Here is a 17,895-nt window from a genome sequence, read left to right on the forward strand (position 1 = left end):
TCGGACGTTCGCTCCAAGGAAGCGGAGGCGGCTTTCCACCCTTCTCGGCCGCTGCCGGCGTCAGCTTCTGCGGCGGCGCTGCGCCATGAGCCGACCTTGATGTTCCTCCAGGAAGACGACATTCAGCCGGCTGGGCTTAGGAAGTCGTTGACAGGTCCTTACTGGGGCTGGAAGATCTGGATCACCGGTGGGGATAGTCGCCTTCCCCTTGATCCGTAATCGGACGAAGCGATCAGGACAGCTCGGTCAGGAACCTTCGGGCTCTGCGCAGGTCTCGCGTCTCGTATTCGCCCGCGAAGCTTTCGCAGATTGCAGTCAAGTCGCTCAGGCTTTCCCGCCCCCACTCCATGCCTTGCGATAGCGACGTCAAGTCGCTCACGGCGCGAAGGGTCCAGGCGATCGAGCCGCTGGCCCGCGCCGCCTCCACCGCCGAGAAAAGCAAGTCTCGCGCATGGCCCGCGCGGCCGTTCATCTGCTCAACAGCGGCCTTCAGGCGAAGAAGTTCGCACTTCCCCCAGGGTTCGGCGCTGGTGTCGAATACATGCTGAAGGACTTCAGCGGCGTCGTCCGCCTGGCCATTGGCGATCATCGCATCGGCGATGAGCGTGAAGCGGGCATCGTGCCGGATTTGAGCCACCCCCGCGCGCACGCCGTAGAAGGCGCTGCGGAGTCGCGCCGGATCGGGCTTCTGTCCGAGATAGGCGGCGATCACCGCGGAATAGGTGTCCGCAACGGGGACCCACGCCGCAATGCCGTGGCGATAGACGGCGCTTCGAAGCGTCTCGATATGCGGCAGCACGGCTTCGTATTCGCCAGCCTGTATGAGGGTCCAGACAACGCCCTGAGCCAGGCAATGGACCAAGGTCAGGCCATGCTGGACCTGCTGCGCGTCCACGGCCGCCATCTCCGCGACGCCAATGGCGTCACGCGACCGACCGATCAGCCAGTTGAGCGCCGCTAGCTGGACCTGAACGTTCATTTTCTGATGGATCTGGAAGCTCGGGACAGCGCGCTGAGCCTCCCCCTGCATCTCCCTGAAGAGACGCTGGACGCGCGCGTGAGCGGCTTCGAAATCGCAGATGCGGATCTCGTACTGCGCGCGAAGTTGCTCTTCCTCCCAGAGCGCGGCGGGTTGGTTCGCACGCGCTGCGGCCGGTCTCATGGCCATGAGGGCGCCCGCCACATTATCCACGCGGCCGCGCATCAGCTCATAGGTCGCGAACGCGCCGAGGGCGCGACACTCCGCCCGAGGATCTCCTGTCGCGTGCGCCAGTTCGGTCGCTTTCTGGAACAGAGCGCTGGCTTGGTTAGGGTCGGTGGCGAGATAGGTACTGACCGAAGCCAATCCGACCACCAGTCTCAGCTCAAGCGAGGGCTCCCGAACGCCCATGCGCCGGAGTTCCGAAAGGGCGAGTTCGCAGTTGGCGCGTATCTCGCTGCTGAGTGAGAGGTCGTGGCACAGCGGTAGCCCAGCAGCCACCAACTGGACTCCCAGCAGCCGATCGGCCGACCGATGTAATGTCCAGTCGAGCGCCTTCCGCATATCGTAGATCAGGTTGGCGTAGACCGCGCGCCAAAGGCGCGGCGACATCGCAGGCTGGTCGGCCGCCGCCTGCCCAAGCATCTTGAGAACCCAGCGCGCGTGAGCGGAATAGGCAGATGCCGCCTCGTCACGGCGCTCGAGCAGAGCCGCGGCGAATGCGCGCGTGCTGTCGAGCAGACGATAGGCCAATCCGCCTTCGCGGTGCTCCATGGCGACCATCGACTTCGACCTGAGGCCAGTCAGTGCGTCGATTATTTCGATCGGCGAAAGCGCGACGCTCTCGGCCAGCTCCAGGACGGCCTCGTGCCCAAACACACCGGCGAAGACCGAGCATGCCCGCAGCGCCGAGGCCTCCTGCGGCGTGAGCAGGGAGTAGCTCCATTTCAGGGTGTCCAGTAGCGTCCGATGGCGGCGCGGCTCCGCGCCGGGGCGCCGCCGCAAGACCAACAGGTTGTCCTTGAGTTCAGCCAAAGCCGTTGCAGCGCCGCGTGCGGCGACACGCGCGGCGACAAGCTCGATCGCCAGCGGCGAGCCGTCCACCTCGCGGCATATTTGGACAAGCGCCCGCGCGTCGGCGTCGTGAGGAGAATGGCTGCGTTCCTCATAAGCCCGTCGAACCAAGAGCCGCGGTGCGGCGTAGCTCAGCAAGGGTCCGATCTTGTCGAATTGGTCGTCAGGGGGGACAGCCAGAGCGGTCAGCCACAGCACCTGCTCGGCACGAGCGTGCAGCACCTCGCGACTTGTCGTCAGGATCCGCAGATGCGCGGTTCGCGCGAGCAGAACCTCGCAGATGTGCGAGACGGCGCTGAGCACGTGCTCGCAGGTATCCAGCACGAGCAGCATCCTCTGACGCGCCAGGATCGAGCACAGACCTTGAAGACTGGCGCCGCCCGAACTCACGCCAAGCGCCGTGGCCAGCGCGTCGGCGACGAATTCCTCGCGGATCACCCGCGAGAGGTCGACAAACGCGACCGCCCGGCCGGGCTCCGCCGCCAGATCGTGTGCGACCGCCGCCGCCAGGGTCGTCTTGCCGATCCCGCCGGCGCCCACGACCGACACCAGGCGGCTCGCCTCGAGCAGGCCTTTGACGCGGGCGATCTCGGCTTCGCGTCCGATGACGTCGTGGAGCTGCGGGAGCGGCGTGGCGGCAAGTGCGGCATCCCCGACCGAACGGTCCTCGCCGGGCGGACCATCGGCGCTGAGCCAGTAACCTCGCCCTACGACCGTATTGATGAATTCGCCCGCGGGCGCGTGGCGACGCAGCGCGCGGCGGAGGTATGCGATCGTCACCTTCAGATTGGCTTCGTGAACGAAGGTGTGCGGCCAGGCCGCCCGCATAAGCTCCTGCTTGGGAACGACCTGGCCCTGCCGTTCGGCGAGCGCCACAAGGACATCCATCCCGCGGCCGCCGATGTGAACCTCCTCAGGTCCGCACCGCAGTTTGCGGTGCAGCTTGTGGAGATGAAAGGGGCCGAACTCGACAATCTCGTCTCGTCGGCCCGCAGCTATCTCGAAGGCTGGATCGTGTTTCAAGCGCAGGAGCCTTTTCCGCGCACGATGTCGGCTCTCGTTATCACGGCCTTAGGCCGCCTGGCGAACAGAACGAACTTCGCCTGCGAGACGCCCAGGACAATGCCCGTTCTTTACCCCGTTTTACCCCGGCGCCGCGCGCCCCAGGGCTAACCTCGCCGACGTCAGTTCCCAAAACCGGCGGCGCCACCCCAACGGGAAGTCCCGCGAACGGAGGAAGACCATGTCGAAGGGCAAGGTGCTCGTCGTAGGCTCGAACGCCACGCGGATCGAAATCCAGGGAGGCGGCACTGGGCCGACCGGCCAATATCTGAACGAACTCGTCGTGCCCGTGATGGCGCTGTTGGCGGCCGGCTACGACATCACCTTCGCGACTCCCAACGGGAACAAGCCGTTCATCGATCCGGTCTCCGATCAGGCCGTCCACTTCGACAATGACCCGGTCGCGCACAAGCGGGCCCAGAACTTCTTCGCCAACGACCCGGCCATGAACAGCGTGAAGACGCTGCGCGCCGTGCTCGACGGCGGGCTCGACCAATATGCGGCCTTCTTCACCCCTGGCGGTCAGGCGCCGGTCGTGGACCTCATGCAGGATCCCGAGCTGGGCGAGATTCTGCGCCACTTCCACGCGCACAAGAAGCCCACCGCCTATCTCTGCCATGGCCCGATGGCGTCGATCGCGGCGATGCAACACGCTCGGGAGTTCCGGGCCGCCCTCATCGCCGGCGACAAGCCCAAGGCGGCGGAACTCGCCCAGGGCTGGCCGTACGCCGGCTATCGGATGACGGTCTATTCGTCGAGCGAGGAAAAGCCGATCGAGGACAACATCCTGCACGGCAAGCTCTACTTCCACATGCCCGAAGCGCTGACCACGGCGGGCGGCGTCGTGGACGTCGGGCCCGATTTCGCGCCGCACGTGGTCGAGGACCGCGAACTGATCACAGGTCAGAACCCGCGCTCCGATCACCCGATCGGCGAGGCGCTGATCGCCGCGCTCAGCCGTGCCTCGATCGATGCGTGATCGTGGCGCGAGGACCGCGCCCGACCCGCAAGCTCCCGCATAGGAAGGAAAACTCCGATGAAACATTTGCTCATAGGTGCACTCATGGCCATTGCCGCCGTTTCCGCGTCCGAGGCGCAGGCGAAGCCGCCGACCCAACCCGTCTCGATCGTACTGGTGCATGGCGCCTTCGTGGACGCCTCGGGCTGGAAGGCTGTCTATGACATCCTGACCCAGGACGGCTACGAGGTGCTGGTCGTCCAGAATCCGACGATCACGCTGGACGGCGACGTCGCGGCGACCCGCAGGATCATCGCGACGGCGACGAAGCCGGTCCTGCTCGTCGGCCATTCCTACGGTGGGGCGGTGATCACCGAGGCCGGGGCGGATCCGAAGGTCGGGGGCCTTGTCTATATCGCCGCCCTCGCCCCCGACGTCGGCGAGTCAGTGTTCGAACTCGCGACGCGGCCCGCGCCGGAAGGCGGCCCGCCACTGCTTCCACCGAGCGACGGCTTCATCATCGTCGATCCGGTGAAGTTCCCGAGCGCCTTCGCGCCCGACGCCGATCCCAGCCTCGCGCGCTTCATGGCCGCCGCACAGATTCCGTGGGGACTGGCCGCCGTCCAGACCAAACTCACGACGGCCGCCTGGAAGGACAAGCCGGTCAGTTGGATGCTGACGACCGAAGACCACATGGTTCCGCCTTCCATCCAGCGCTTCATGGCTGCGCGGACCAAGGCGAACATCGTCGAGATCAAGAGCAGCCACGCCGTCATGCTTTCGCATCCCCGCGAGGTCGCCGCCTTCGTCGAGAAGGCGGCGGCAGGGGTCAAATAGGCCCAGTCGACGCCCGGCTGGCCGGTCGGAGAGCGCCCATATGACAGGCAAGGTGAAGACCATCGCGGTGCTCACCGCCCGGCCCGGCAAGCTCGATATGCTGCGGGACCTGCTGGAAGAGCTGATCGAACCGAGCCGCGCCGAGCCGGGCAACCTAGCCTACGACTTGTGGGTGGACCCGGCTGAACCCGGCCGGTTCGTGCTCGATGAGCTCTACGTAGATTTCCCCGCAGTCGAGGCGCACCACGCCACGCCTCATTTCCAGATCTACCTCGCACGAATTCCGAGCCTAGCGGAGCGCTGCGTCTGGACGCTGGATGAGGTCGTCGTCGCCTGACGCGACGAGCGCGGGCTCCCGGCAGCAGCGCCTTTCGATCGGGTTCGCGGCAGACGTCGCCGTGAAGGAGGATCCAGATGGTCGATATTTCACACACGCCGAAGTCATTGACACGCCGCCAGGCGGTGACCGTGGGCGCAGGCGCGCTGCTTCCGTTGGCGCTGCTCGCCGCAAGCGGCTCGGCCGGCGCCGCCGCCCAGCGTGAGACGCGAAGCGCCAGCCTAACCCAGGTGCGTAATGCGACCCTGCGCATCGACTATGGCGGCGCCCGCTTCCTCGTGGACCCGGTGCTGGCCGACAAGGACGCCTATCCTGGCTTCGAAGGCACGGCCAACAGCCAGCGGCGCAACCCCCTGGTGCCACTGCCCATGCCGCTCGCCTCGATCGTCGAGGTCGACGCCGTCATCGTGACGCACCTGCACCCCGACCACTGGGATGAGGCCGCGAAAGCCAAGCTGCGCAAGTCACTGCCGATCTTCGCCCAAAATGCCGACGACGCCGCCCAGCTGCGGTCGGCCGGTTTCTCTGACGTGCGATTGCTGACCGAAAACACCGGGTTTCAAGGCGTTCGTTTAAGCCGCACCGGCGGGCAGCATGGTTCCGACGCGACGGTGAAGGCGCTGCCGCAGATCCTCGGTCCGGTCAGCGGCTTCGTCATGAGCCACCCCGCCCACAAGACTCTTTATGTCGCCGGCGATACGATCTGGAACGTCGAGGTGGAGCGCGCCATCGCCCACCACTCACCGGACGTGATCGTCCTCAACGCCGGAATGGCGACGGTGATCGGACTTGATCCGATCATCATGGGCCCCGCCGACGTCCTCGCCGTCCACCGCGCCGCGCCAAACGCGGTGCTAATCGCCAGCCATATGGAAGCGTTCAATCACTGCATCCTTAGCCGGGCCGATCTACGCGCCTTTTCGAAACGGGATGGGTACGAACAGCGCCTGCTCATCCCAGCCGATGGCGAAACGCTGGCGATCTGACGAGACGCCGCCCTCCCCAGCAGATCCGAAAGTCTCCATCGCGGCTAGGTCGCGCCAAAACCTGACCTTGGTCCGCCGCCAAAAACAAGACGCTCAATCCCCATCCTCGCTTTGCGGAGATATTGACCAACCGACTCAAGACTTGAGCACCTGCCCGCCTCCCCCCATAGTTGAGCCGAGCCGGGGACCAGAGAATGGTTGAGAATGTAAAATCCATCAGCAATCCGCTGACGATCATCGCAATTTTCGCCGCCCTTGCAGAGGTGGCAGGCGCAGTTACGCTGCCGCTCGTAGCGCAGCCGATCCAGGCTACCTACATCTGGTTTGTGATGGGATTTCCGGTTGTCTTAGTTTTGGCGTTCTTCATAACGCTGAACTTCAATTCAACTGTATTGTATGCTCCAAGCGATTACAGAAATGAAGATAACTTTCTAAATGTCGCGCGACGCGGGCGCGACTTCGAGCGCAGTCTTGATCAGCTGAACGAGCAACTGGAGAAGACGAAAAACGCGCTGTTTGATGAGATCAAGCAGGAAGCAGACAATGCAGGAGGTGCAGAGCGTGCAAGACTTAGCCAAGTCGCCAGTGAGCAGATAAAGCTTATACAAGGTTATGTTGATAGTGCGAGAGTGATCGGTGAGGATTTCGCCGCCACGGCGGAACAGCCGCTTCCTCAATCCGCCCTACAAGCCGACATACTCAAATATCTCGCTCGGTCTCGAAACCCCGAACCCGTGGAGGCGATTGCGGGCGCTCTTAGAATGAGTGTTGCAGCAACAGATCGAGCTTTAGCCAAGCTAACTAAGCGCGGGCTAATTGAAATCGCGCCGGGAGATCCTAACGTCTACTTCCGTCGAGCTGCCTAGCAGCCAACAGCTGAAGCTGGCCCTGCTGCAATCTCCGGATGTTGAGGTGCTGCTACAGAGCCAATCAGCTCCCGTATACCGCGCGCGCTATTCCACACTACACGTGATATGCATGCGACGGGGAGGCGCCATGCACGTAGTCGATCTGCGCATCGAAAACTTCCGAGGCATTCGAAGTGGACGCGTCCGATTCGGGCAACACACCGTCCTTGTCGGCCCCAACAACAGCGGCAAGACGACCATCATTGAGGCTCTTGCCTTGTTGTTCGGCCGCGATCGGATGGTCCGAATGCTTACGGAGCACGACTTCTATGGTGGCGACCCTCAACCAGCCGACCGAATCCGCCTTGTCGCGACCGTGGCGGGTTTCGACGATGACAACTTCGCCAATCATCCAGACTGGTTCAGAGATGATCGCGCGATCCCCAAGTGGTGGTCTCCGGACACGGGCCAGGTGACAGCGGTCCGGCCGGCTGGTGACGTGAAGCTTGCCTGCCAAATCGGGTTTCAAGCGCGCTTCGATCGGGCGGAATTAGAAGTCGAAACGCTCCGCTACTTCCACGACGACGACGCCGTCGGCGACCTTTTTGTCGATGAGTCCCCGCCCCTTGTTCCATCACGTCTCATTCGAGACGTCGGTTACTTCCTTGTCCCAGCAAGCCGAACTTGGGATCGCGTCGTCTCCTTTGGGTCAGAATTGTTCCGGCGGGTCATCGCTTCGGCGGATGGCCAGCCTTCGGAGTCAGTGCTCGCTGAACGCGACCGTCTTCGGCGGCCGAACCAGCCTCTGGAAAGTGATCCTCATCTCCAGCCGATCATTGCACGCCTCAACGCAGAATTATCCGGCTTCTTCCGCACCAGTCCCGCCTTGCAGCTTCGTCTAACCGCAACCGACAGTGAGGGACTGCTCGATGCCGTCATGCCCCACTATGCAACAGGTGAAGGTATCGGCGTTCCAGCCCGACGGCACGGGAGCGGGCTGCTTTCGCTCCAGCACCTTCTACTGCTGCTGCAGTTCGGGCGGCAGCGCGCCGCCGCTGGTGAAGGATTTTGGATGGCGCTCGAAGAGCCGGAATTGCACGTCCCGCCGCCGTTGCAGCGCCGGTTGGTCCATCGAATCCAAGCGCTCTCGTCGCAGACTTTCGTATCCACTCACTCGCCGATGGTGGCAGCGATCGCTCATCCGGCGTCAGTCATTCTGTTGCGCAATGAAGGCGGCGTGCTGAGTGCAAACCCGCTTCTTCCTAGTCGGCTCCCAGCAGCGGCGCCAAACGCTGTGCGAAAGCTATTCCAGCTCAACCGCGTCGACACGATCTCCGCCCTAATGCACGACGCGGTTCTGATCCCTGAGGGCCGCTTGGATTTTGAATGGCTTCGCTTGCTCGTTCAGGCGGTCGACCTTGGGCAGGGCTGGGCCGCCGATGAAAGTCGGTTCAGCGCCCGCATAGGCCTCATCCCGACGCACGACGCTTCTGTCGTCGCAACAATCACCGCGCTGGCGCGACTGCACCCGCGCCTCTGCGCGGTGGTCGATGGCGACGTCGCTGGGCAAGGATATATCGATGCGCTCTGCCAGCTAGAAAGAGGACCACAGATCATAGTCCAGTGGCCCGACGGGTGGGCGATTGAGGATGTGGTCGGGTGGGTTCTTCAGGCAGACGCCGCACGGTCTATGGATGCTCTAAATGCCATCTTGCCGGCGAGACAAGCAGATATCCTCGCGCTGACGAGGAACCTGAAGTCCGAGGTTCGCGAAGCCGGCGGACTTAAAGGCGATATCGCGGTCTATGAGGCCGTGGCCGACACCGTGAGCGTTGTCGAACTCTGTCGGCGGCGGGCTCAAGAGCTCCTAAACGGGCTCAGTGACGCGCTCCTTGGATTGCCATCGGCGCGCTTCACATCCGAGCCGGAGGCCGATGTGCGGGTGAAGCACTTCCGCCCATGACGCTGTTCGCTGTGGAAGGTGCAGCTGGTTGCGGCAAGACCGTACGGTTGATGAGAGAGGTCGAGGCAGCCCTCCAGGAAACGCCTTTGGACGAAGGGCAGCGGGTGCTCGCTGTCACGTTCATGCACGGGGCACGACGGCGCCTGCAGCAGAAGCTCAGTAGTATTGCCACCCTGCGCGGACGCCTTCATTGCGTGACGATCGACAGTTTTGCTCAGCGACTCGTGGCACGTTGGCGGGGTCGCGCGCACGCACTCGGGTTCCCCCGGCCGCAAGCGGAGCAGTGGGATGCGTGCTGCGATCTTGCCGGCCTCCTACTTGAGCAAGCTGACGTTGCCCGCTGGGTCGCCGCGAGTTTCCCGATTATTCTGGTCGACGAGGCGCAAGATCTGAAGCCCCAGCGGCTGCGAATGATCACGGCGCTGACGCCTGCAGTCCGGCTGTTTATCGCGGCTGACGACTTCCAATGCCTCGATCAAACCCTAAGGCCAAACCCGACGGTCGCGTGGCTACGCAGTATATGCGAGCCGGTGGTGCTCGACCGAGTGCATAGGACGAACGTCAACTCGCTGCTTGCCGCCGCTCGAGCCCTTCGAGCTGGTGAAGCGCCGGTAGCCGCAGGAGATTTTCGCATTTTCGCAGCGCGCGGTGCGCCCCTCGCTGCCGCGTCATTGGCAAACGCCATCGCTTGGCGACGTGGCGGTGGCGTGGCGGTGATTACGCCGGCGACAGCGGGTGGGTTTGCGAATGAGGTGATCCAACGGGTTTGCGCGGGCCCGATCGGACAGCGGCAAAACGGTCCCTATCGAATTGTCTGGGAACGATCCGAAGGTGACGCCTCCGACGCCATCCTGGCTGGTCTTCACCTCAACGGCGCTACCGATCTTGCGGAAACCGTCGCCGCGCTCCGCGCTCTTCCAGATGCGGGTATCGGCCGCGCGGTCATAAATCGCGTGCGGCGGCAGGCGGCAGCTGGCGGCGTAACACAGTTTGATCCGGCCGACGTCGCTCAACTCATTAGAAGGCAGGTGGCGCTCCAACGTCAGCATGGACATTTCGACGAACCGACGTTCGCGGCCATGACGGTTCAGCAAGCCAAAAACCGGGAGTTCGATGGCGTGGTGGTACTTTGGCCGTTTCAGGTCGGTGGCGACGCAGAGCACAAGCGTCGCCTACTTTACAATGCCATCACTCGCGCGCGCCGCTGGTGTACGGTGATCTTGCAGAATGAGGCGCTACTCGCTAGCGCGCCATTCAGCACGCCGGAAGTCTAGGGCTCCGCGCTTCAGGGAAGCTCAGGAGCAACCGGACAATCCAAGCAGAGCCGTTGATGCGCGACAGGCGCGAGTTTGACGGTATAGTCAACGTCAGCGACCAAGGGGCGGGCGAAACGCATGGCGGTGGACGGTGAGCCGGAGCTTTTCGACGAACGTTTTCTCGACAAGCACGCGGGCGCGATCATCAGCGACCTGACCGTCGCGCTTGTGGAATTGGTGGCCAACGCCTGGGACGCCTACGCCACTGAAGTCCATATCCAGTGGCCCGACGGCACACAGGATCGGCCATTTTCCATCAGAGATAACGGCAAGGGCCTGACCGGCGAGCAATTCGCTCAGCGTTGGCGCACGCTCAACTACAACCGCGTAGCGGCTGAAGGGGAGTTGTCCTTACCGCCGCCCGAACTGGGCAGCAGCAAGCCGCGTCGGCCGTATGGTCGAAATGGCCAGGGCAGGCTGGCGGGCTTTGCCTTTTCGGACCCCTATGACGTCGTCACCAGGGCTGGCGGCGAGGAAGTGACTTTCCAGGTCAAGCGCAGCAGCGGTTCGCTGCCGTTCAATTGGCGAGAGATTTCCCGCCGTTCGTCGCGAGGCCATGGGCTGGAGGTTCGCGCGACTCAAGCGACCCGAACGCGCCTGAGCGCTGCAGCGGTGCGCGAAATTCTCGGAACCCGCTTTCTGACCGATCCAGATTTCACCGTAGTGGTCGATGGCGTGGCCGTCACCTTTGACGACATCCCCGATGGTTTCCTTAGGGAAAGCTTCGTCGATGTGCCGGACTATGGCCAGGCGCGCATCGTGATGATCGACGCCCAACGCGCCGATCGGACAACCCGCCAGCACGGCATCGCCTGGCACGTTAACAACCGGCTGGTGGGCGAATGCAAATGGGTCGGCAGTGACTACACCAGAATCCTGGACGGCCGAACGAGCGAGGCGAAGCGCTTCACCTTCATCGTTACTGCCGACTTCTTGGCCGGGGCCGATGCCGTGAAGCCTGACTGGACCGGTTTCATTTCGGCGAACGAAGTCTGGCAAGTGACACAGTCTCTCGTTCAGGACCGTATCGGCGAGGAAATCTTCGCTCACGGCGCACAGCGGCGCAGCGACACCAAAAAAGCCGTTCGCGATAGTCTTTCTGACACCATTCGGCACGCACCGCCGCTCGCGCGCGAGCGTTGGAACGCGTTCGTCGACACCGTCGTCGACAAGTGTCCGGGGATCACCAACGACCAGGTCGAGCAGGTGGCCGGCATCTTGGCGAGCCTCGAAGTTTCAAATTCGCGCTACGGCCTGATCGACAAGCTGCATCGATTAAAGCCAAACGAACTGGATCAGCTGGATGCTATTCTCGGCGATTGGAGCGTGATCGCGGCGAAGGTCGCCCTCGACGAAATCCAGAACCGCCTGAAGATCATCGCCGAACTTCACGACAAGCTGCGCGACGAACGGGCAGATGAGGTTCGCGAGCTGCAGCCGCTTATCGAACGGAGCCTTTGGGCCTTCGGTGCGGAGTTCGAAAGCATCGAGTTCACGTCCAATCGCGGTATGTCTGCGGTGATACGGCAGCTTCTCGGCGGCGAGGTCCGCGGTAGCTTGAATCGCCCCGACTTTGTTATCCTGGATAATGCGAGCGTTGGCCTCTTTTCGCGACCCAAGTACGGCGAGGGCTACGAAATCGAAGGTGTTGAGCATCTCGTGATCGTCGAGCTCAAGCGGCCTGGGATCCCCATCGGCATGGATCAGAAGAACCAAGCCTGGAAATACGTGGCGGAGCTGCTCGAACACGGACTAATCGAAGAGTCCACCCAGGTGACCTGCTTTGTGATGGGGTCCAAGTTGGCCCCTCGCGAACGCGTCCGGGATGAAGGTTCGACCCGAATTATTCCTCTGGCGTACGACACCTTCATCCGTCGCGCGGAGTCACGGATGTTGAACCTCTACGCGCGTTTGAAAGACGCACCATTTCTTCAGGCCCACGGTGTCGACGCCGACCAGTTTTCCGAGCCGCCCCCCGCCCAAAGCCTGGATCTCCACCCGGTGTAGGCGGGCGCCAAGAAGCAGTCCGGCTCGGAGGCCGCTCGCCCGAGCCTCACGGCCAGCTACATGTTTGCCGAGTTGATCTAGGAGAACGCCAATGTCTCTAAGGCTGCTGAAGCTCAACCGACCGGTGGCGGAACGTCAGGCCGTCTGGATCAATTCGGCGGATGTGACCCATGTTCAGGAAGCAACGGGCGATGCGGACTACGCCGAGGTGCACCTGCGTAATGGGGCGATAATCCAGGCGGTCGAGTCTGCGTCGTCTATTGCTGAGGCGCTCCAGACAGGTGCCGTTGAAATCAATGATGACGGGAAGCCGCGAGGCGACGAGCCAATGCCAATCGCTTAGCCGCGATATAGAGTTTTGAACAAAGGGGCCTGTGAATCGGGCCGGAAGCCTACGTTAGGCCGACCACGTCGTTGCACATGTGCCGCATGCCCCACGGCGGGGATGGGTCAGGTCCGGGTCCGCATTGGCGGCCTTGCCACCGGGCCCCACAGCGGACGTTGCGAAGGTCGGGGAAGAGTCAGTTTTCCCCGTCGCCCGAATTCTCGTGAAGCACCTCGGTGCGCAAGAGGCGGCCTGCCGCGAGCCGACGCGACAGGGCGTCGAGAAAGCCGACATAGCGTTCCTGCCCCTTGGCGTTCTGCGCTTTCTGATCTCCTGCCGCCAAACTTGGCGTGGCGGTCAGCCAGGCTTTCACAAAGAGCGCGACGGCCTCATTCGATATCGTCACATCGCGCTCCAGCCGCTCGATTGCGCGACCGATCCGATCAAGCCGGCGCGTGACCGCCGCCTCCGACGCCTCCTCACCATCGGGCGACAGATAGGCCGCCACCGCAGCCTGCACGATCTCGGATTTCGACCGCCGCATACGGCGTGAGGCCACGTCCAGGGCCAGTGAAAGTTCTCTAGCCAGGAACACCTTCGTCTGGACCTTCACAGCGGGATGCCATCGTCTGGGTCTAGCGCCGCCAGCCGCGCCGCTGTCCTGAACCGCCGCGACTGTACAACTTGGACCGCGTCGTCGGTATCGAGATCAGGATCCAGGCCAAGTTCGACCTCTTCCACTGACGGTGTCGGGTCTCCCGGCGCGCCGAGCTCCGGCTCAAGCCTAAGTCCTCCCTCATCCTCGTCGCCGGATTTGGTGGCCTCCTGCACGGCCGACGTTGGCGCCGACGCCCATTTGGAGACTTCGCTAGACGACAGGGTCGCGGGCTTCGCTGGCGGCGACGCGGCTCGCGAGGCGAGCTCCCGGTCGGCGTAGAAGCGCACCTTTTTCGCCCGAATGGGCGGCGCCCCCGACACCTGGACCAGCGCCTCGTCAGCCGGAAGCTGCATGACCTCACCGGGCGTTAGCAGCGGTCTGGCCGTCTCCTGCCGGCTGACCATCAAGTGTCCCAGCCACGGCGAAAGCCTGTGCCCCGCGTAGTTCTTCATCGCCCTCATTTCCGTGGCGGTGCCGAGGCTGTCGCTGATCCGGCGCGCGGTCCGCTCGTCGTTGGTCGAAAACGCGACCCGGACGTGGCAGTTGTCGAGGATGGAGTTGTTCTCGCCGTAGGCCTTGGCGATCTGATTCAAGCTCTGTGCGATCAGGAAGGCCTTGATCCGGTATCCGGCCATGAAGGCCATGGCCTGCTCGAAAAAGTCGAGCCGGCCGAGCGCTGGAAACTCGTCCAGCATCAGCAGTAACCGTGGTCGATGGCGCGCCGTCTCGAGACCTTCCGTCAGGCGCCGTCCGATCTGGTTCAGGATCAGGCGGATCAGCGGCCGCGTTCGGCTGATGTCCGACGGCGGCACGACGAGGTAGAGTGTCACCGGCCGGCCCGGCGTCACGAGATCGTCGATGCGCCAGTCGCAGCGCGACGTCACGGCCGAGGCGATCGGATCGCGGTAAAGCCCCAAGAAGCTCATGGCCGTGGACAAGACTCCCGACCGTTCGTTCTCGCTTTTATTCAGCAGCTCCCGGGCGGCGCTGGCCACGACGGGATGGACGCGATCGCCCAGGTGCGCGGTCGCCATCATCGCCCGCAGTGTCGCCTCGATCGTGCGCTGGGGATCGGCCAGGAAGTTGGCGACGCCGGCGAGGGTCTTGTCGGGTTCAGCGTAGAGAACGTGTAGGATCGCCCCGACCAACAGGCTGTGGCTGGTCTTATCCCAGTGCGACCGACGCTCGAGCGCACCATCCGGGTCCACGAGAATATCGGCGATGTTTTGAACATCGCGCACCTCGCTCGGACCGCGCCGCACCTCGAGTAGCGGATTGTAGGCGCTGGACGACGGGTTGGTCGGGTCGAACAGCAGCACCGGGCCGATGCCCGAACGGCAGCCCGCGGTCAGCTGCCAGTTCTCACCCTTGATGTCATGAACCACGGCCGAGCCGGCCCAGGTCAGTAGCGTCGGTACGACGAGCCCCACACCCTTGCCCGAGCGGGTCGGCGCAAAGCAAAGGACGTGTTCAGGCCCATCGTGGCGAAGATAGTGCTGCTCTAGCCGGCCAAGGACAACGCCGTCCGGTCCAAGCAAGCCGGCCGCCCTCGCCTCGCCTTCCGTGGCCCATCGCGCCGAGCCATAGGTGGTCACCTTCTTGGCTTCGCGCGCGCGCCAGATCGACATCCCGATAGCCACGAGGACGGCGGTCAGCGCGCCGCCGCCCGCTAGGAATGCGCCGCGCGCGAACACATTTGGCGCATAGGCCTCGTAGATGAACCACCAAACGAAAAAGGCCGGCGGCGGATAGACGGGCCAACGCCCGAGGTGAAACCAGGGTGGCCCCAGCTGCGGCTGGAAGCCCAGCCGCCAGGCGGTCCATTCAGTTGCTAGCCAGACACCGGCCAAGGCCAAGAGGCCGACGACCAGGAGCTGGCCCCAGAGGATCTTCGTTCCACTCATGGAGGGGACTCGCTTTCAAAGCCCTCTCCCCCGCTTGCGTCCGAGCGTCCAATCGATCCCTCCTCCCGGGATCGCCGTCCCTTTCACCGCCTGCCCGAGGCGGTCATCCAAGGCCTTGGTCCAGGGCGCTAGCTGGAACCCGAGGCCGTCGTCGATCAGCGCGAACCGCCCCGACGCCAGGTCGAGGCGGCGCGCATAAACGCCTTCCACAAGCTCGCCGGACTTGGCCTTCCGCAAGGCGCCACTGGTCGCGCTGATGTTGGCGGCCACGCGGTCAAGTTCCTGGGCGCGCAGCGCGGCCAGGAGTCCGGGTCTGGGCCGTCCAGCGCCATCGACTAGGCCCTGTTGCCCAAGATGAGCCCTGCGCTGATTGAGCGCGTCGCGGACCTCTCGGCCAAAGCCGTGGGTCGCCAGCGGTGTCGGATCTTGGACCACCAGTTGCCGGTCCAACCAGGTCGCGCCTGAGGCGCCGACCTGCTGGCGGATCGTCAAATCGGACCGATGCAGCAGCTCGACGACGGGCTTGCCGCCATCCCTCTGTCGCGGCCGGATTTCGACCAGGCCGCCGACGGGCGTATCTCCCGCCGCGCCAAGGTCGCGCAGGCGGACGTGGTGAAGTCGTCCGTCTACGCCATCGACGACGACATAGGCCTGTCCTGTCAGTTCATCGTGCAGGCCCCGATCAACCAGCCGCCCGACAAGCGAGCCATCAAGGTCGGGTTCGTGAATGCGCAGATCGGCCAGATCGCGCTCGCCCTGGCAGGCCTTGTGTAGCGTCTTGATGATGTCGCCGCGTTCGCCGAGGGCCCGAAGGCGGGCCTCCAAGTCTTCATCCAGGCGCCATAGACCGCCATGCTCACTGGCCAAGCCCAACTTCTGCAGAGCCCGAGCCCTGCCAATCAGACGCGACGGCGCCGAGGCAGAATTCGCCAAGTCCGGCCGCAGGTCGACCAACCCCTCCTCGCTCGTGCGGTCGCGCAGCTGTCGATCCAGGCTGGTCCAGCGCTCGGCCTCGACTTCTCGATCGAGACTGGCGGCGATCTCGGCGGCGGTTCTTGGGCCCAATTCCAGGCCGACGATCGCCTCGGCGCGCTGGCGCAGTCCTCTGCTGATGTAGTCGCGGTCGATCACCAGGTCGTCGCCGCGCTCGTCCACGCCACGGACCAGCACGTGGACATGCGGGTGCTCGGTGTTCCAGTGGTCGACGGCGATCCAGTCGAGACGTGTCCGCAGATCCTTCTCGGCCTGGGCCATCAAGTCTCGCGTCGAGGCTCGCAGGTCCTCAAGATCCGCCGCATCCTCCGGCGAGACGATGAAGCGGAAATGGTGCCGGTCCCCTTCGCAGCGTTCCGCGAAGGCCTCGGGGTCAGACTCACCGTCGCGATCGAACATCACGGCCGGCGCGCCATCCTTGGTCACGCCCTCGCGTTTCAAGTAGCACATGTGTTGGGCTAGTGGCGCTGCGCGGTGGCGACCGCCAGCGTGGCGAACGATCCGCGCCTTGACCGTCACTCGTCGATTGGAAGCAGCCGAGCGCCGGGCAACATCGCGCCCCTGCCCGGACCGTCGGAAACGTGGCCCCTTGAGATCGGCAATCCCAAGACCAGCCTTGCGCGTCCGTGCGAGCACGTCACCCACGAAGCTGCGCCCCCGGGCAATGTTGCCGGCGCCGCGATCGCCGATCCGGCCGAGCAGCAGGAAAAACGCCTCGTCGTCAGACATGACGACCGCCCGGCGAAAAGGTCCCGGATAAGCCGCTGAAAAGATGAAAGAACGTCCAAAGACCGGGACCAGAGCTTCTCGATAGGTCCCGGAAATTTCTCAACACCATCAACACCATGGACCCAAAAGGTCCCGGTGCTTTTATCTTGCCGTCGTCCCCGAGCATCCAAACGGCCCCGATCGCGCCCCTCCTCCTCCCCATGGTCGTGCTCAGCATGAGCCGGCTCATCGCGTCGCCTCCTCGGCGACACCAGAAAAGAGTGGTGCCTTAGCCGCGCTGAATTCGGACTCTTGAGCCTCACCTCCGCTACTGACGAAGAGATCCGATCCGCGCCAATCTGGACTGATCCGTCCCCCAAGTGTCTGCTTCCGCGACGCGGACTTGGGCAACCTCGCGCGCACGCGCGCGACATAGGCGATGGTTTCGGCAGGCAGCTTTTGTTTGCCGTCCAAATACGCCTGATAGCGCGAAGGACCGGCATTGTAGGCGCCCAGAAAACCCTCCGCGCCGAAGCGATCCAACATCCGACGCAGATAGACCGCGCCGGCCAAGAGATTGTCGCGCGGGTCGAACGGGTCGTCTCCAAGTCCAAGATCGGCCCGCAAGTCGCGCCAGGTGGCGGGCATGATCTGCATCAGGCCCATCGCGCCTTTTGGCGAGATTGCATGAACCGCTCCGCCGCTTTCGGCCTCCGCCACCGCGCGTATCAGAGCTTGCGGTAATCCCGATCTAAGCGATGCGTCGGCCAGATGCTGGCCCATCAAAGCTGGCTTCGCCGAGAGCGCACAAACCTGAGCAAGTCCCTCCCCGCTAGCCTCCGAGCACACCGTCAGCGCACTGGCGATGGTAGCCACGCGCAGACCGCGCCAAACGCTTGCTCTCGACCCAGCCACAATCACCGTGCGGCCGTGCTCGTCG

The 17,895-nt window shown here is 63.9% G+C and carries 14 protein-coding genes; 9 read left to right on the forward strand and 5 right to left on the reverse strand.

Features of this window, described 5'->3' with window-relative positions; all coding sequences use genetic code 11:
* Nucleotides 1-232: 232 nt before the first annotated feature.
* Nucleotides 233-3,076 carry an ATP-binding protein gene (locus CSEG_RS12750; protein ID WP_013079648.1) on the reverse strand — a complete coding sequence of 948 codons (2,844 nt, stop codon included), beginning with the start codon at nt 3,074-3,076 and terminating at the stop codon, nt 233-235.
* Between the two features lie 220 nt (nt 3,077-3,296).
* On the opposite strand from CSEG_RS12750, the gene CSEG_RS12755 reads away from it, so the two are divergent.
* From CSEG_RS12755 to CSEG_RS12795, 9 genes are all read left to right on the forward strand, one after another.
* The gene (locus tag CSEG_RS12755) at nt 3,297-4,094 is read left to right on the forward strand and encodes a type 1 glutamine amidotransferase domain-containing protein (protein ID WP_013079649.1); all 798 of its coding nucleotides are present in this window, start codon (nt 3,297-3,299) and stop codon (nt 4,092-4,094) included.
* Between the two features lie 84 nt (nt 4,095-4,178).
* Nucleotides 4,179-4,910 (forward strand): alpha/beta hydrolase, encoded by a 732-nt coding sequence (locus CSEG_RS12760; protein WP_013079650.1) that lies wholly within the window; start codon nt 4,179-4,181, stop codon nt 4,908-4,910.
* A 40-nt stretch (nt 4,911-4,950) separates the two neighbouring features.
* The gene (locus CSEG_RS12765; protein ID WP_013079651.1) at nt 4,951-5,247 is read left to right on the forward strand and encodes a putative quinol monooxygenase; all 297 of its coding nucleotides are present in this window, start codon (nt 4,951-4,953) and stop codon (nt 5,245-5,247) included.
* A gap of 77 nt (nt 5,248-5,324) precedes the next feature.
* Complete coding sequence (locus CSEG_RS12770; protein WP_013079652.1) at nt 5,325-6,233, forward strand: MBL fold metallo-hydrolase; 909 nt, start codon at nt 5,325-5,327, stop codon at nt 6,231-6,233.
* Between the two features lie 194 nt (nt 6,234-6,427).
* The gene (locus tag CSEG_RS22580) at nt 6,428-7,099 is read left to right on the forward strand and encodes a MarR family transcriptional regulator (protein ID WP_013079653.1); all 672 of its coding nucleotides are present in this window, start codon (nt 6,428-6,430) and stop codon (nt 7,097-7,099) included.
* Between the two features lie 130 nt (nt 7,100-7,229).
* Nucleotides 7,230-9,044: an ATP-dependent nuclease gene (locus CSEG_RS12780; RefSeq protein WP_013079654.1), complete on the forward strand. Its 1,815-nt coding sequence runs from the start codon at nt 7,230-7,232 to the stop codon at nt 9,042-9,044.
* On the forward strand, nt 9,041-10,318 hold the full coding sequence (locus CSEG_RS22035) for an ATP-binding domain-containing protein (RefSeq protein ID WP_013079655.1): 1,278 nt from the start codon (nt 9,041-9,043) through the stop codon (nt 10,316-10,318). The genes CSEG_RS12780 and CSEG_RS22035 overlap by 4 nt, the downstream gene beginning before the upstream one ends.
* Nucleotides 10,319-10,438: 120 nt before the next feature.
* Nucleotides 10,439-12,367, forward strand: coding sequence for an ATP-binding protein (locus CSEG_RS12790; protein ID WP_013079656.1), 1,929 nt, complete (start codon nt 10,439-10,441; stop codon nt 12,365-12,367).
* 91 nt (nt 12,368-12,458) lie between these two features.
* Nucleotides 12,459-12,710 carry a hypothetical protein gene (locus CSEG_RS12795; protein WP_013079657.1) on the forward strand — a complete coding sequence of 84 codons (252 nt, stop codon included), beginning with the start codon at nt 12,459-12,461 and terminating at the stop codon, nt 12,708-12,710.
* 178 nt (nt 12,711-12,888) lie between these two features.
* Here the strand turns inward: CSEG_RS12795 and CSEG_RS12800 are convergent, their stop codons facing one another.
* The 4 genes from CSEG_RS12800 to CSEG_RS12815 form a co-directional block, all read right to left on the reverse strand.
* A complete protein-coding gene (locus CSEG_RS12800; protein ID WP_013079658.1) occupies nt 12,889-13,305 on the reverse strand; it encodes a hypothetical protein in 417 nt (138 codons plus the stop codon).
* Nucleotides 13,302-15,254: a conjugal transfer protein TraG gene (locus CSEG_RS12805; protein WP_013079659.1), complete on the reverse strand. Its 1,953-nt coding sequence runs from the start codon at nt 15,252-15,254 to the stop codon at nt 13,302-13,304. Before CSEG_RS12805 ends, CSEG_RS12800 begins: the two co-directional genes overlap by 4 nt.
* Before the next feature lie 15 nt (nt 15,255-15,269).
* Nucleotides 15,270-16,976: a relaxase/mobilization nuclease domain-containing protein gene (locus CSEG_RS12810; protein WP_013079660.1), complete on the reverse strand. Its 1,707-nt coding sequence runs from the start codon at nt 16,974-16,976 to the stop codon at nt 15,270-15,272.
* Nucleotides 16,977-17,201: 225 nt separating this feature from the next.
* Entirely contained in the window at nt 17,202-17,738 is a 537-nt protein-coding gene (locus tag CSEG_RS12815; RefSeq protein ID WP_083778473.1) for a lytic transglycosylase domain-containing protein, read from the reverse strand.
* Nucleotides 17,739-17,895: the final 157 nt, after the last annotated feature.

This window comes from Caulobacter segnis ATCC 21756, assembly GCF_000092285.1.
Lineage (GTDB): Bacteria > Pseudomonadota > Alphaproteobacteria > Caulobacterales > Caulobacteraceae > Caulobacter > Caulobacter segnis.